The organism is Haladaptatus ordinarius (genome assembly GCF_054177595.1).
This window is the reverse complement of sequence record NZ_JBPEHH010000004.1, coordinates 90,291-103,461: the sequence shown is the minus strand read 5'-3', so window position 1 is coordinate 103,461 and position 13,171 is coordinate 90,291. Positions and strand designations below refer to the sequence as shown.

Here is a 13,171-nt window from a genome sequence, read left to right as displayed (position 1 = left end):
GTCGTCGGCGTCCTCGTTGCGGACGCCGACGACGCGGAACCGCTTCGTATCCAGCGACCGCGTCCCATTGTACGGCCCGCGCTTGAACTCGACTTCGACCTCTACGTCGATGTACGTCCGTGAGAGGTCATCGACCACATCGTGGATCTGTTTACCCTCCAAGGGAATGGCGCGGCCGCGCCATTCCCGTAATTCAGCCGTAATCACCGGATTTGCGCTCTCTTTCAGCCGACTCACGAAGTAGCCGTCGTTCTTATCGATCAACGCGAAGCGGTGGTACTTGAAGTACGCGAGGTCGAGCAGAACAAGCCGTCCGCACAGCCACGAACCTGTCTTGAACAGCGTGCTGTCGTGCGTTTTCTCGTCAGTTACATCGATCCGTTCAATCGTCTGGTTAGTGGCGTTGTGGAGCAGGTGGAGCTTCGCTCCAGTCTGCTCCTCGTGGCGGGCGTGGAACTGGTCGGAGAGAAACTCGTGTAACCGTAGCACGGTTCCATCGGCGGTCATCACGTCTCTAAACCGGTCGATGTCAGCGTCAACAGCCTCGGGAACAGCGACCTCGTCGAGTATGGTCTCGACGAGGTCGCGGAGGTACTCTGCGAGTGACGGCGTCAGCCGGTGATAGAAGCCACCGGGAGAGATCGTCTCGTCGGCTGTGGAGTTATAGCTGCGTCTGAACCCAGCAAGTGTTCGGCGTTCGCCTGTGGCGAAGCCGAACACGAGCGCCCACACGAGAACGGGAATCTGAAGCTTGCCGTCTCGCTCGACCACGCCGAGTTCCTCGGCGTGCTCTTCGAGGTACTCGGAGGGAAACAGTGTAGTGAGCCGACGCATAATTCGAGATGAGGAGCCAGAGTTGTGCACAGACTCGGCTTCCTCATTCCTCACGCAAAGAAGCCGTGATAAGCTACTGCTGTCTGGTGGTTCTTCGCTTAGCTAAAGACGGATGGACGGCGCTGTATCCCCTCCCTACTCGCTCCCTTCGATCGCTCCTTGAGGAAGAGGCCTTAGCGCCTGCAATTCAGGTAACACACGGGAAGAATGTCGAGAGAGAAAAACCGACCTAATCAGCTGCGACTTCCGCCGCTTCCTCTTCGGGGTAGTACTCGTCGATGTACTCCTCGTCGATCCGGTTGAGTTCCTCTTTCGGCAGCATACTGAGGAGGTCCCAGCCGATGGTCAGCGTCTCTTCGATGGTGCGGTTCGTCTCGAATCCCTGGTCGACGAACTCCTCTTCGAAGCGGTCTGCGAAGTCGAGGTACTTGTTGTCACGTTCGCTCAGTGCTTCGCGACCGACGATGTTCACGAGGTCGCGCAGGTCTTCACCCTGTGCGTACGCCGCGTACATCTGGTCGGACACGCCGGAGTGGTCCGCGCGGGTGAGTCCCTCGCCGATACCGTCGTCCATCAGGCGCGACAGCGACGGCAGCGGGTTGATCGGCGGCTGGATACCCTGCGAGTTCAGGTCGCGGTCGATGTATATCTGTCCCTCGGTGATGTATCCCGTGAGGTCGGGAATCGGGTGCGTGTCGTCGTCACCCGGCATCGTGAGGATGGGAATCTGCGTGACAGACCCCTCGCGACCCTCGATACGACCCGCACGCTCGTACAGCTGCGCGAGGTCGGTGTACATGTATCCGGGGTAGCCACGGCGGCCCGGCACCTCTTCACGTGCGGCACCGATCTCTCGCAGTGCCTCACAGTAGTTGGTCATGTCCGTCAGGATGACCAGCACGTGGTAGTCCTTGTCGAACGCGAGGTACTCCGCCGTCGTCAGTGCGAGACGCGGGGTGACCGTCCGCTCGACTGCGGGGTCGTCCGCGAGGTTCATGAAGACCACCGAGCGCTCCAGTGCGCCGGTTCGCTCGAAGTCCTCCATGAACTCGTTTGCCTCTTCGGCGGTGATACCCATCGCGCCAAACACCACTGCGAACTCGCTTCCGCCCTCACCTTCTTCGTCGGCTTCTTCCGGCACACTCGCCTGTCGCGCGATCTGCAGCGCGAGTTCGTTGTGCGGCAGCCCCGACGCCGAGAAGATGGGTAGTTTCTGTCCACGAACCAGCGTGTTCATGCCGTCGATAGCGGACACACCGGTCTGGATGAACTCTTCGGGGTACTCGCGGGCGTATGGGTTGATCGCCGCACCCACGATGTCACGACGCTCGTCCGGAACGATTTCGGGACCGCCGTCGATGGGGTTCCCGGATCCGTCGAGCACGCGCCCGAGCAGGTCTTCCGTGACGGGCATCTTCATGGTCTCGCCGAGGAATCGAACCGACGACTTTCGGTCGATTCCTTCGGTTCCCTCGAACACCTGAATCGAGACGAGTCCCTCGCTCGATTCGAGTACCTGTCCGCGTAGCGTGTCGCCTTCTGGCGTCTCGATCTCGACGATCTCGTCGTATCCGATCGGTTCGTCGACTTCGGCGAACACCAGCGGACCGCTGATTTCCGTGATTGTCTGGTATTCTTTCATTAGTATTTCTCCCTGAGCTGTTCGGTGATGTCTTCCTCGACGTCGCTAATGAAGTCCTGCCACTCCTCGGCCGTTCCCATCCGGTTCAGGCGCGGTGCGGCGTCGATGTTCGTGATTTCCTCGACGGGGACGCCGGCTTCGAGCGCCGAGAATGCCTCGTCGTTGAACGTCTTGATGGCCTCGATCATCCGGTAGGTCTTCTCCGGCGAACAGAACATGTCCACGTCGTGGAACGCGTTCTGCTGGAGCCAGCCCTCACGCAGGTAGCGTGCGACTTCGAGCGTGAGCTGCTGGTCTTCCGGCAGCGCGTCCTTCCCGACGAGCTGAACGATCTCCTGGAGTTCGTCCTCCTCGTCCAGCACGTCGACTGCCCACTGGCGCTTCTCGGGGAAGTCCTGCTCGACGTTCTGTTCGTACCACGGGTCGAGCTGGTCCTTGTACAGCGAGTAGGACTCGTTCCAGTTGATAGAGGGGAAGTGCCGACGTTCCGCGAGGTCGGCGTCGAGTGCCCAGAACGTCTTCACGATACGCAGGGTGTTCTGCGTGACCGGCTCGGAGAAGTCGCCGCCGGGTGGCGACACTGCCCCGATGACCGACACCGAACCCTCCGTGCCGTTGATGTTCTCGAACTTGCCTGCGCGCTCGTAGAACTCGGCGAGACGGGCGGCGAGGTACGCCGGGTACCCTTCTTCGCCGGGCATCTCTTCGAGACGCGAGGAGATCTCACGCATCGCCTCTGCCCACCGCGAGGTGGAGTCGGCCATCAGCGCGACGTCGTATCCCATGTCGCGGTAGTACTCCGCGATGGTGATTCCCGTGTAGATGCACGATTCGCGTGCGGCCACGGGCATGTTCGACGTGTTGGCGATGAGGCAGGTGCGCGACATGAGCGGTTTGCCAGTTCGCGGGTCTTCGAGTTCCGGGAAGTCTTCGATCACTTCCGTCATCTCGTTTCCGCGCTCACCACAGCCGACGTAGACGACGATGTCCGCGTCGGCCCACTTCGCGAGCGAGTGCTGGGTCACCGTCTTTCCGGATCCGAACGGTCCCGGAATCGCGGCCGTCCCACCTTTAGCGATGGGGAACAGGCCGTCCAAGATACGCTGACCGGACACGAGCGGCGTCCGTGGCGTTTGTTTGTCGACGGACGGCCGTGCTTCACGAACCGGCCACTCCTGTTGCATCTGGATATCTTCGCCGTTGTCGAGTTCGACGATGGTGTCCGTGACCGAGTAGTTGCCATCCTTCACCGCGACGACTTCGCCACCCTCGTAGTCGGGTGGCACCATCACCTTGTGGTCGATGCTCTCGGTTTCGGGGACGATACCGACGACGTCGCCGGGTTCGACCTCGTCACCTTCCTCGACGGATGGGTTGAACTCCCACGTCTTCTCCTGGTCGATACCGGGTGCGTCGACACCACGGTCAAGGAACGCACCCATCTTGTCTTCGAGGACGTCGAGCGGGCGCTGGACACCATCGTAGATGGAGTACAGCATGCCCGGCCCGAGGTCGACCGACAGCGGTTCGCCCGTGTTCTCGACGGGTTCGCCGGGTGCGACGTTCGAGGTTTCCTCGTACACCTGGATCGTCGTACTGTTCCCTTCGATCTCGATGACCTCACCCATCAGCCCTTCGTCACCGACGTACACCACGTCGTTCATCCGGGCGTCGAGGTCAACGGCGGTCACGACAGGACCGCTCACGCTCTGAATGACGCCGTCCTCGCGGACGACGTCGGAATCTGTTGCCTGGCTCATTCGTTGTCACCTTGTTCGTCTTCGTCCATGAGGTCGATACCGATTGCGCGCTTGATTTTGTCGCGGAGACCGCCGCTTCCCGCGCCACCACCCAGCGTCACGAGGGTGGGTTCCACGCTCGTCTCAACGTCGCTTCGGACGTTACGAGAGAGGTGTGAAAGGTCGTCGTCGTGCATCACGATGATGCCGACGTCGTCGTCGTCCAGCATCTCAGTAACGGCGTCGTCCAACTCCGCTTCTTTCTCGTCGTCCGGAACGTTCGATACCTTCCGGACGCCCGCGAGTCGGAATCCGGTCGTGAACTCCGAACTGCCGATGACGGCGATTTCCTGGCTCATAGCATCACCAGTTCGTCTTCGATTTCGTCTTCGGACAGTCCCGCTTCGCGACCGCGTGCGATGGCACGGATGTTGTCCACCTCGCGCTCTTTGGCGAGCACGTAGGCGAGCACCGGGCACACCGACAGCGGGAACACGTGCGAGAGGTGCTTGGAGTACTCGAGCAGCGCCGCGTCGAGCGCGTGCTCGAAGCCGATGAGACTGTCCGCCCGTTCCAGTTCGTCCAGCGCTTCGTCCAGTTCGCTTCCGTACGGGCTCTCTCGAATCCGGGCGATGAGCTCGTCGGCACTGCCTGCGAGTTGGGTCAGCTCGGTCGGGCTGAACAGTCGCCCGCCCGTGATGAAGTACTCCGAGGGGTCGATGTTCGCGCCACTTCGGCTGGTTCGCAGGGCATTTCGGATGTTCCGGAAGTCGATTTCGGCTTGCAGGAACTCGACGTACAACTGGGTTGCACGGTCTTCGGTGTCCGAGACGCCTTCCATCAGTCCTTCGTAGTACGCGCGGTCGACGGCGTTCTCCAGCGGAATCAGCAGTCCGGTGGATTCGTAATCCTCGTAGGCGGCTTCGATGTGGTCGCCGAAGATGGTCGAATCGAGCATCTCGACGACGTCCTCGATGGTCCCTGCGTCGGTCAGTCGGGTGAGGAACGCATCGTCGAACTCGCCCGCGTGAATCAGGTCGTCACGAACCGACTGGCTGTCTGCCTCCGCGTAGATTCCTCGGAGCACCGTCTTGACGTTCCACGCGTCGAACTTCCGCAGATACCGGGCGATGAGCAGGTACAGTTTCCCGTCGGCCCAGTCCAGCAGGTCGTCGAAGTGTTTGGCAAGGTTGCGGTTCAACGCGTACTCGATGAGGTCGACACCGTCGTAGCGTGCGCCGAGGGCGTTGACCTCAGATTCGTACTCCGTCTCCTCCATGTACCGGGCAATTTCGCCCGGACCCATGCGGAGGAGTTTGCGGTAGTCCTCCTCGTCGAACAGCGCCGCTCGTCGCGCTTTGACGCGCGCGGTGACGTACTCGTAGTTCGAGGTGCCTTCGGTTACGCTCATTGCTCGAACAACCGCGAACTGATTGCTTGGAGGTTGTCCTCCCACACGTCTTCGAGAATCGAATCGAACGTGTTGTTCACGCGAACGCGGGAGGCCTCGCTCTCGGCGACGATGCCGCCGAGGCAGTCGTACTCGCCCGCGTACTCGAAGCTGTCGTAGTCCGTGACGATGTCGGTGAGCAGTTCCTCGTCGTCGGCGCGTCCGTACACTCGCACGGTGTGCCCCGACTCGAACTCCGTGGCTGCCGCGTCGAGCAGCGTCCGCGTCAGTTCTTCGCGGTCGTCACCGCCCATCGTGGTGATCTGCTCTTCCACGTCGGCACGGACTTCCTGCAACACGTCGCGGCGGGCTTCCAGTCGCTTCTGCTTGGCTTCGAGCTTTGCGCTAGAGAGCTTCTGCTCTCGTTCTCGCTCGATCTGGTTCTCGATGTCGCGCTCTTTCGCCGCGAGAATCTCCTCGGCGTCCGATTCCGCCTCGGCGACGATCTCGTCTGCGCGGGCTTCGCCTTCTGCGCGAATCTCCTCCGCGCGCTCGCGGGCTTCGTTTCGAATATCCTCAACTACCGTTTCCAGGCTCATTGATGAAGAGGGGAGTGGGGTTAGTTCGGAACGACGAACACGACGACCAGTGCCAGAATCACGAGCGTCTCCGGCAGCACCGTCATGATCAGCCCGGTACCGAACAGCTCACGGTCCTCAGCGATAGCGCCGACGGCCGCGGCACCGATACCGCGCTCCGCGTAGCCTGCGCCGAACGCCGCGAGACCGACCGCGAGGGCAGCAGCAGCTTTATTTGGGATTGCTGGAGCCGCTCCAGCGCCTTCTTGTGCGAGCAGTGCAGCCGCGTCAACGAACGCGAGTATGAATTCCATCATGGTTTAGTCCTCTGTAGGCTCTCTAGCCGAACAAGTCGTAGTTCGAGTCACTGGATTCTTAAAACTTCCCAAAGCGCTCGGGCGGATTCGATGGTATCGGGGGCTGTACTCCCTAAATCATGGTAGCAAGTGCCAGTGTCGAGAGACGACAGAGGCCACATACGGCCGTAGAAGGCGAAAAAACGGGGGTCGAGCGTTTCAATCCTGCGTCGTGTACGTCCGCTCGTAGCCGAACGGTTCGTACTCTTCGCCGCCGCCCTCGTAGAACTTGTTGAAGAACTCCACGTACTCGAGACGCACAGCCTGCAAGCCTGCGCTCGTGATACCGAGCGCGAGGACGAGTGCGTGACCGAGCACGAGGATGAGCAGTCCGCCGACCAGCCCTGCGATGCCCGAGTGCATCAGGCCGGGGAACATGACGTTCACGACTTCGTGGCCGTGAGCCATATCGCCGACGTGCGGCATGTGGCTGGTACCGAAGTGCCAGACTTCCGCAGCCTCCTCGCCATGACCTTCTTCTGTCACGTACACGCCGAAGAACAGTAGGTTGACCACGAACGCCATTCCGGCCTTCGCCAGCAACACCGCTGCGAGACGAGTGTACGAGAGGACGTTCACCAGCACGTTGAGGAACTCGACTGCCTCGATAGGTTCGCCCATCACGAGGAGCACGAATCCGATGGCGAACAGTCCCAATCCGAGGAGGCCGACCGGTTCGGGGAAGCCGGTGAATCCGAGCGCGAAGGGATGACCAGCGAAGACGCTCCCCTCGCCGACGAGGATGGGTGGTGCGCTACCGAACGCGCCCGCGAAAATCCACGCCCACAGCCCGAACATCATTAGCAGCCACGAACCGCTCTCGGTCATCGCGTCTTTGAACCCGTGATTGAGGTTCTCGATGAAGTCGAACGTCCAGCCGATGGTGAGGTGGGCGATACCGGCAAGCAGGCTCAGCACGAGCCAGCCAAGCGCGTAGTCGCCGTAGACCGGCTGGAGACCCTTGTGAATCGGCGGGCTACCGCCCCAGACGACCTCTCCGAGCACGTGCAAGCCGAATATCTCGCCGTACAGGACGCCGAACAGCGCGGTGAAGCCACCTGCCCAGAGGGCGATGCCACCGAGGCTCTTGATCGCGTCGCTGTCGAAGCTACTGTACAGCCAGTAGCCGATTCCCATGTACAGAATCCCGTAGCCGAGGTCACCGATCATGAACCCGAAGAACAGCGGGAACGTGAGAAACAGGATGACCGTCGGGTCGAACTCGAAGTACTTCGGTCGGTTGATGGTCTCGACCAGCAGTTCGAACGGCTTGACCGCGCCGGGGTTGTCCTGGATGACCGGCGGGTTGTCGGTGTTCGTGGCGTGACCGCCGTCCGTCGCGACGCCGGTCTCTTCGGCCTGTTCGAGCGGTGCGTGGTGGCCGCCGTGTTCCTCGTAGGAGGCGCGTTCGAGTTCCTCCACCTCGACGTGGTCGCCGACCGCCGCGTCGAGACTGCTCGTCAGTTGGTCGTACTGCTCGGTCGGAATCCAGCCCTCGGCGACGAAGGCGTTTTTCGTCGTCGCGAACTGGAGTGGTGCCTCCGCCTTCTGCACCTCGATGGTCAGCTTCTCCTCGGCCGCCAGCAAGAATCCGGCGGCGTCGAGTTTGATGTCGTGCAGTTCGTTCTCGACACCGCTGAGCTTCGATTCGAGCTTCTGGCGCTCGTGTTTGAGCTCTGCGACGTACTCTTCGGGGCTCCCCGAGGCGTCCGGAACCTCGAACGAGGCGAAATCGACGCCGACCAGCGTGTCGTCCAGTACGTCCTCGTCCGCGTCGTCCGTGGGATACGCGAAGACGGCCAGCGTCTTGCCCTCGGAGAACACGCCGAACTCCTGGACGTCGTCGGCGCTCGCGAGCGCGTCTTCGACCTCTTCTTCGTTGCCTTCACCGACGGCGACCTGCAAACTGTCGTATCCGGAAAGCAGGTCGAGGTCGATGCCGAGGTCGGCGAACGGCTCCATCGAGTCGATGCGGTCTTCGACCGCGCGAAGTTCGCCCTCCAGTTCGTTCCGACGGTCGTCGAGTTCGTTTACCTGCGCGCGGATGTCGGCGAGTTCCTCTTCCAGCGCTTCGTCGGTGACGATTCGCTGTGGCCCGCCCTCGTCCTCGACGTCGAGGATGCTCTCGATGGAACGGACGGTGACGAGTTTGTCCGACGCCTCGTCAGCGCCGTCGAGCGGATTTCCGTGGTCGAAGCCCTCCCACGACCCGTCGTAGTCCGAGAGGTGGACACGGTTCAGTTCGTGGACCGTCTCGATGACGTCGGTCATGACCGTTCGTGACCCGGTCACCGAGACTTTGCTCATTCGCTCAGGTCTGAGCATGCACCGCCTCCTTGAACCGTTCGAGGACGAACTCGATAGTGTCCTCTACGTTGTCTTCGGCGCGCGCCTCGAGCTCCTCGCGCTCCCTTTCGCCTTCGGCGAGCACCGTTTCCCGCTCGGCCTCGATGTTCTCGCGCGCTTCAGACAGTCGTTTGTCTTCCAATTCCTTGGCCTCTTCCTCGGCTTCCTCGCGGAGTTCCTCCGCGGTCTCGCGGGCTTCGGAAATCCGCTGCTCGCGGTCTTCCTTCGCGTCCGCGACGATGTCGTCAGCCTCGTTTTCGGCCTCCTGAATTCGTTCGAGAACCTCTGGCCTCGGCATATGCTGTAATCACGCGGAAGGTTGCCCGACTGGCTATAAACTACTTGCGAAACCACTACGACCGTTTGCCGCAGTGTCGCACACCGACGTGGTGTGTTCACCGACCGGTAACGAAAAGACGTCCGAGGAGACGTCCCTCGACTGTTCGCGTACCACTTCCGTCGTGACCTCAATTTTAAACTGTCTCAAGCAGAATTCCCCGGGTCACCGTACCCGGGGATGAATGCGACAACCACCCAACTTAATCCGCATCTACAAGTAACTCGCACCCCAATATATCGTTAGTGGAGCAGACGTTCAAGTACCGTGTGTACTCGACAAACGATGTGGCGAGCGAAGCCCGCCGCCACATAAACATCTGCCGGGAAGTGTACAACCACGCATTCGGACTCTACGATTCTGCTCCAGACGGCAACAAACCCACGTACACCAACCTGCAAAACAAACTTCCTGAGTGGAAGTAGAAGTGGTCAAAGTGGACTGACGTGAACTCGAAATGTTTGCAGATGGCCGTCCGACGCATCTTTTCGAGTCTGAGCGTCCTCAAGTCACTCAAGTCCAAGGGCTACAACGTTGGAAAACTCAAGTGGAAATCACCACGAGAGTACCGCAGTATCGTGTTCAATCAATCTGGCTTTGACGTGGATAGTAACACGGGCCGAAGCGAACACGCTACTCTGGAACTCTCGAAACTCGGAACGATAGACGTAAACTACCACCGCCCACTCCCTGAAGACGGCACTATTAAAGAAGTCCGTCTCAAGGAAGAAAAATCCGGGAAGTGGTATGCGTCGGTCGTCGTTGACCACAACCCAGAATACCCCGAAAAAACAGACACTAAGGACATCCAACTCGAAGACACAGTTGGTATCGACCTCGGGATTCTCAAGTTCGCACACGATTCTGACGGGAACGCGGTGACGCCGTTGGACGGGTCCGAAGAGCGCGAGCGAATCGAGAAACGCCACCGGGCACTATCTCGAAAGCAACACGGCTCTGCGAACTGGGAGAAAGCCCGAATGAAACTCGCGGAAGCGTATGAACGCTTGTCGAACAAGCGTGAGGACTTTATCGAGAAACTCGCATGGTCATACACGACGCAGTACGACGCGGTATTCTTGGAGAAACTCAACGTTCGAGGAATGCTTGAGCAGGACTCGAACAGTCAGAACATCGCGTCGATGTCGTGGAGCGATACTATTGCTACGTTCAAGCGTCACGGCGACAAGAACGGGTGTCACGTTGAAACGGTTCCACCCGAGGGAACGACGAAGCGATGTGCCCGATGCGACGTAGAGACCGATAAAGCACTCTGGGTTCGTGAACACTCGTGTCCGTCGTGTGGGTTTGAGGCTGACCGGGATGAGAACGCTTCGTACAACGTTCTGAAACTCGGTTGGGATGAATTGGGTATTGAGTACGATGTGGATGCGGTAGTAGGTCTGGGAGAGGCCGAATCAACGCCTGCGGAGACTGCGCTCCCTACGGGTGCGAGCGGGAACGACAATTCGTCGTTCCGTGTTGTGCCTGCAAAGCGCGTCGTAGAAACAGGAAGCCACGGGTCGGGTGACCCGTGGTAATTCACATACCGGAACGGAACCAGTGTAGTCCAACAACCCTAAACACGGGGGCGACAGAGGAGATATGATGGCGGACTGGCGGACCATATTCGGTCACGAGGAACCCTACGACGAGCAAGTAGATGGCATCGAGACGGCCATCGAGACCGCCTGCGACGATGGCTTTTCGGTCATCGAAGGCGCCTGTGGGACTGGCAAGACCATGCTGGCGCTGACGGCGGGACTCCACCTCGTACGCGACCCCGACAGTCAGTACGAGCGCGTGGTCGTCCTCACCAGCGTCAAACAGCAACTCCGCCAGTTCGAGACCGACCTGCGAACGATAAACGCCAACCTGCCAGACGACTGGAGACCCGTCTCCGCGCTCACGCTCGTCGGAAAGGCCGACGTCTGCCCCTACAGTCGCGAGAACGCGGGGAACATCGACGACGATTCCGTCTACGACCGCTGTGAAGGGCTGCGCGAGCGCACCCGCGACATCACCGGCGAGGGAGGATCCACGACCGCACAGAATCTCGCGTCCCAGGCCAGAAGCCAGCAGACCGGACTGGCCGATTCGGGGAGACGGGGAAGCGCCGCGTCGTACCTCGAAACGGCGGACGAACCGTCTCCCTACCCGCCCGAGATGCCCGAATACGGCGGCGTGGAGTACTGCCCGTTCTACGCGCAGTTCCTGGACGACTTGCCAGAGGACGGCGACCCGGTCGAGGCGGTGCCGTTCGACTTCGACAGTATGGGCCTCATCGAACCCGACGACCTCGTGGCTCAGTCGGTACAGTGGGGCACCTGCCCGCACTCGATGATGGGCGCACTGCTCGGCCACGTCGAAGTGGTCGTCGGTAACTATTATCATGCCTTCGACCCGGTGACGACGGCAGGGTTCACTGGACCGCTGATAGACGAGTCCACCTTCCTCGTCTGTGATGAGGCCCACATGCTAGAACCGCGCGTCCGCGACCTCGTGAGCGAGTCCGTCGGCGACGCGACGCTCCGGGACGCCGAATCCGAACTCACCCGCGTCATTCAACCGGTGAAGTTCGACGGCCGGGATTCCAAACACACCACCGCCGACGCCGACCTCGTCCGCGCCGAACTCGAAGAGACGAACGTCACCCTCCGCGAACTGGAGGAGACTCGTGACTTCGTCCGCGACCTCCGCGAGGAACTCGACCGCCGAGTCACCGCACACCTCGAACGCGAACACCGAGGGTGGAAGGCGAATCTCACCGACCTTCCGGACGCCGAAATTCCGCTCCGAGACCCCACCGTCCCGCAACCCGACGAGATATCGAACTGGGCGAAAGAGGCGGGCTACGACGGGGGGACGTGGGCACGCGCGGAAGCGGTGGGCGCGGTCGTTGCCAGAATCCTCAACGAAGCCGACGAAGAGGACAGAGAGCGCGCGTCGCTCCCCGCAGGCCGCGTCCTCGGCGAGTGGTATCGCAACGACCACGAGGAGTACTTCCGCGAAATCGTCCTCGAACGGACGTGGAACGACCGCGAACCCGACGATTCGTGGCGGCGGGTGTACAACGCGAAACTCGCCATGCAAAACTGCGTCCCGAGCGACGCCATCGGCGAGCAACTTGGGGAGTTCGGTGGCGGTATCCTGATGAGCGCGACGCTCGAACCGCTCGAAATCTTCGAGGAGGTGTCCGGCCTGGTGCACATCGAAAACGACGGCCGGCCCGTCGTCGAACGAACCTACGGCCTGAACTTCCCCGAATCGAACCGCGAGAGCTTCGCGGTTGACGCGCCGAAGTTCACCTACGACAACAGGGGTGCACCGGGCGAAGAGACGCCCGAACGACAGGTGTACGCCGACGCCATCCGCGACGTGGCGCGGTCGCCCGGCAACGTCCTCGTCGGGATGCCGAACTACGCGGAGGCGACGTGGGCCGCAGACCACCTGAAAACGGTGGTGGACAAACCGGTGCTGTTGGACGAGAGCAGTGCGGACGAGGCGACGGAAGACCTGAAAGACGAGTTCTTCGACGGCGAGGCGAAGGTGCTCGTCACGAGTCTTCGCGGAACGCTCACCGAGGGCGTCGATTATCGCGGCGACCGACTCCGCGCGGCCGTCGTCTGCGGCGTCCCCATCATCAACACTGCCAGTCCCCGAACCCGGGCAGTGCGGACCGCCTACGAACGAAAGTTCGGCGACGGGTTCACGTACGCTCTCACCGTTCCGGCCGTCAGAAAGGCACGACAGGCGCTCGGGCGCGTCATCCGCGGGTCCGACGAGCGCGGCGTTCGCGTGCTGGTCGATAGCCGCTACGCTCGCGATTCGTGGGACAGCGTCAGGGAGTTTTTCCCCGAAACCGAGCGTGAGGAATTCCAGGCAGTCAGCCCCGATATGCTCTCGCTCGGACTGGAGCGATTTTGGCGGAGGTCCTGAAACGACACCG

General features: G+C 61.1%; 11 protein-coding genes and 1 pseudogene. 3 read left to right on the top strand and 9 right to left on the bottom strand.

What is annotated here, in order from left to right:
* From ACR3FF_RS03250 to ahaH, 9 genes are all read right to left on the bottom strand, one after another.
* Positions 1–834 (bottom strand): IS4 family transposase (locus ACR3FF_RS03250; RefSeq protein ID WP_458185998.1); only part of this gene is annotated, 834 nt, incomplete at its 3' end.
* A gap of 229 nt (positions 835–1,063) precedes the next feature.
* The gene (locus ACR3FF_RS03245; protein ID WP_458185996.1) at positions 1,064–2,476 is read right to left on the bottom strand and encodes an ATP synthase subunit B; all 1,413 of its coding nucleotides are present in this window, start codon (positions 2,474–2,476) and stop codon (positions 1,064–1,066) included.
* Positions 2,476–4,236: an ATP synthase subunit A gene (locus ACR3FF_RS03240; RefSeq protein ID WP_458185995.1), complete on the bottom strand. Its 1,761-nt coding sequence runs from the start codon at positions 4,234–4,236 to the stop codon at positions 2,476–2,478. Before ACR3FF_RS03240 ends, ACR3FF_RS03245 begins: the two co-directional genes overlap by 1 nt.
* Entirely contained in the window at positions 4,233–4,574 is a 342-nt protein-coding gene (locus tag ACR3FF_RS03235; protein WP_458185993.1) for a V-type ATP synthase subunit F, read from the bottom strand. Before ACR3FF_RS03235 ends, ACR3FF_RS03240 begins: the two co-directional genes overlap by 4 nt.
* Positions 4,571–5,626, bottom strand: coding sequence for a V-type ATP synthase subunit C (locus ACR3FF_RS03230; protein WP_458185990.1), 1,056 nt, complete (start codon positions 5,624–5,626; stop codon positions 4,571–4,573). Before ACR3FF_RS03230 ends, ACR3FF_RS03235 begins: the two co-directional genes overlap by 4 nt.
* Positions 5,623–6,204, bottom strand: a complete 582-nt coding sequence (locus tag ACR3FF_RS03225) for a V-type ATP synthase subunit E (RefSeq protein ID WP_458185988.1) — start codon at positions 6,202–6,204, stop codon at positions 5,623–5,625. Before ACR3FF_RS03225 ends, ACR3FF_RS03230 begins: the two co-directional genes overlap by 4 nt.
* Positions 6,205–6,224: 20 nt before the next feature.
* Positions 6,225–6,500: a F0F1 ATP synthase subunit C gene (locus ACR3FF_RS03220; RefSeq protein ID WP_458185987.1), complete on the bottom strand. Its 276-nt coding sequence runs from the start codon at positions 6,498–6,500 to the stop codon at positions 6,225–6,227.
* Positions 6,501–6,698: 198 nt separating this feature from the next.
* Positions 6,699–8,864 (bottom strand): V-type ATP synthase subunit I, encoded by a 2,166-nt coding sequence (locus tag ACR3FF_RS03215; RefSeq protein ID WP_458185985.1) that lies wholly within the window; start codon positions 8,862–8,864, stop codon positions 6,699–6,701.
* On the bottom strand, positions 8,851–9,183 hold the full coding sequence (ahaH, locus tag ACR3FF_RS03210; protein WP_458185984.1) for an ATP synthase archaeal subunit H: 333 nt from the start codon (positions 9,181–9,183) through the stop codon (positions 8,851–8,853). The genes ACR3FF_RS03215 and ahaH overlap by 14 nt, the downstream gene beginning before the upstream one ends.
* A gap of 284 nt (positions 9,184–9,467) precedes the next feature.
* Here ahaH and ACR3FF_RS03205 point away from each other — a divergent pair, with 284 nt between their 5' ends.
* The 3 genes and pseudogenes from ACR3FF_RS03205 to ACR3FF_RS03195 all read left to right on the top strand — a co-directional run bounded on the left by ACR3FF_RS03205 (position 9,468) and on the right by ACR3FF_RS03195 (position 13,161).
* Positions 9,468–9,647 (top strand): helix-turn-helix domain-containing protein, encoded by a 180-nt coding sequence (locus ACR3FF_RS03205; RefSeq protein ID WP_458185983.1) that lies wholly within the window; start codon positions 9,468–9,470, stop codon positions 9,645–9,647.
* A 15-nt stretch (positions 9,648–9,662) separates the two neighbouring features.
* Positions 9,663–10,763 (top strand): annotated as a pseudogene (locus tag ACR3FF_RS03200) (RNA-guided endonuclease InsQ/TnpB family protein); the annotation flags it as partial.
* A 67-nt stretch (positions 10,764–10,830) separates the two neighbouring features.
* Positions 10,831–13,161 (top strand): ATP-dependent DNA helicase, encoded by a 2,331-nt coding sequence (locus ACR3FF_RS03195; RefSeq protein ID WP_458185982.1) that lies wholly within the window; start codon positions 10,831–10,833, stop codon positions 13,159–13,161.
* The last annotated feature ends 10 nt before the right edge of the window (positions 13,162–13,171 follow it).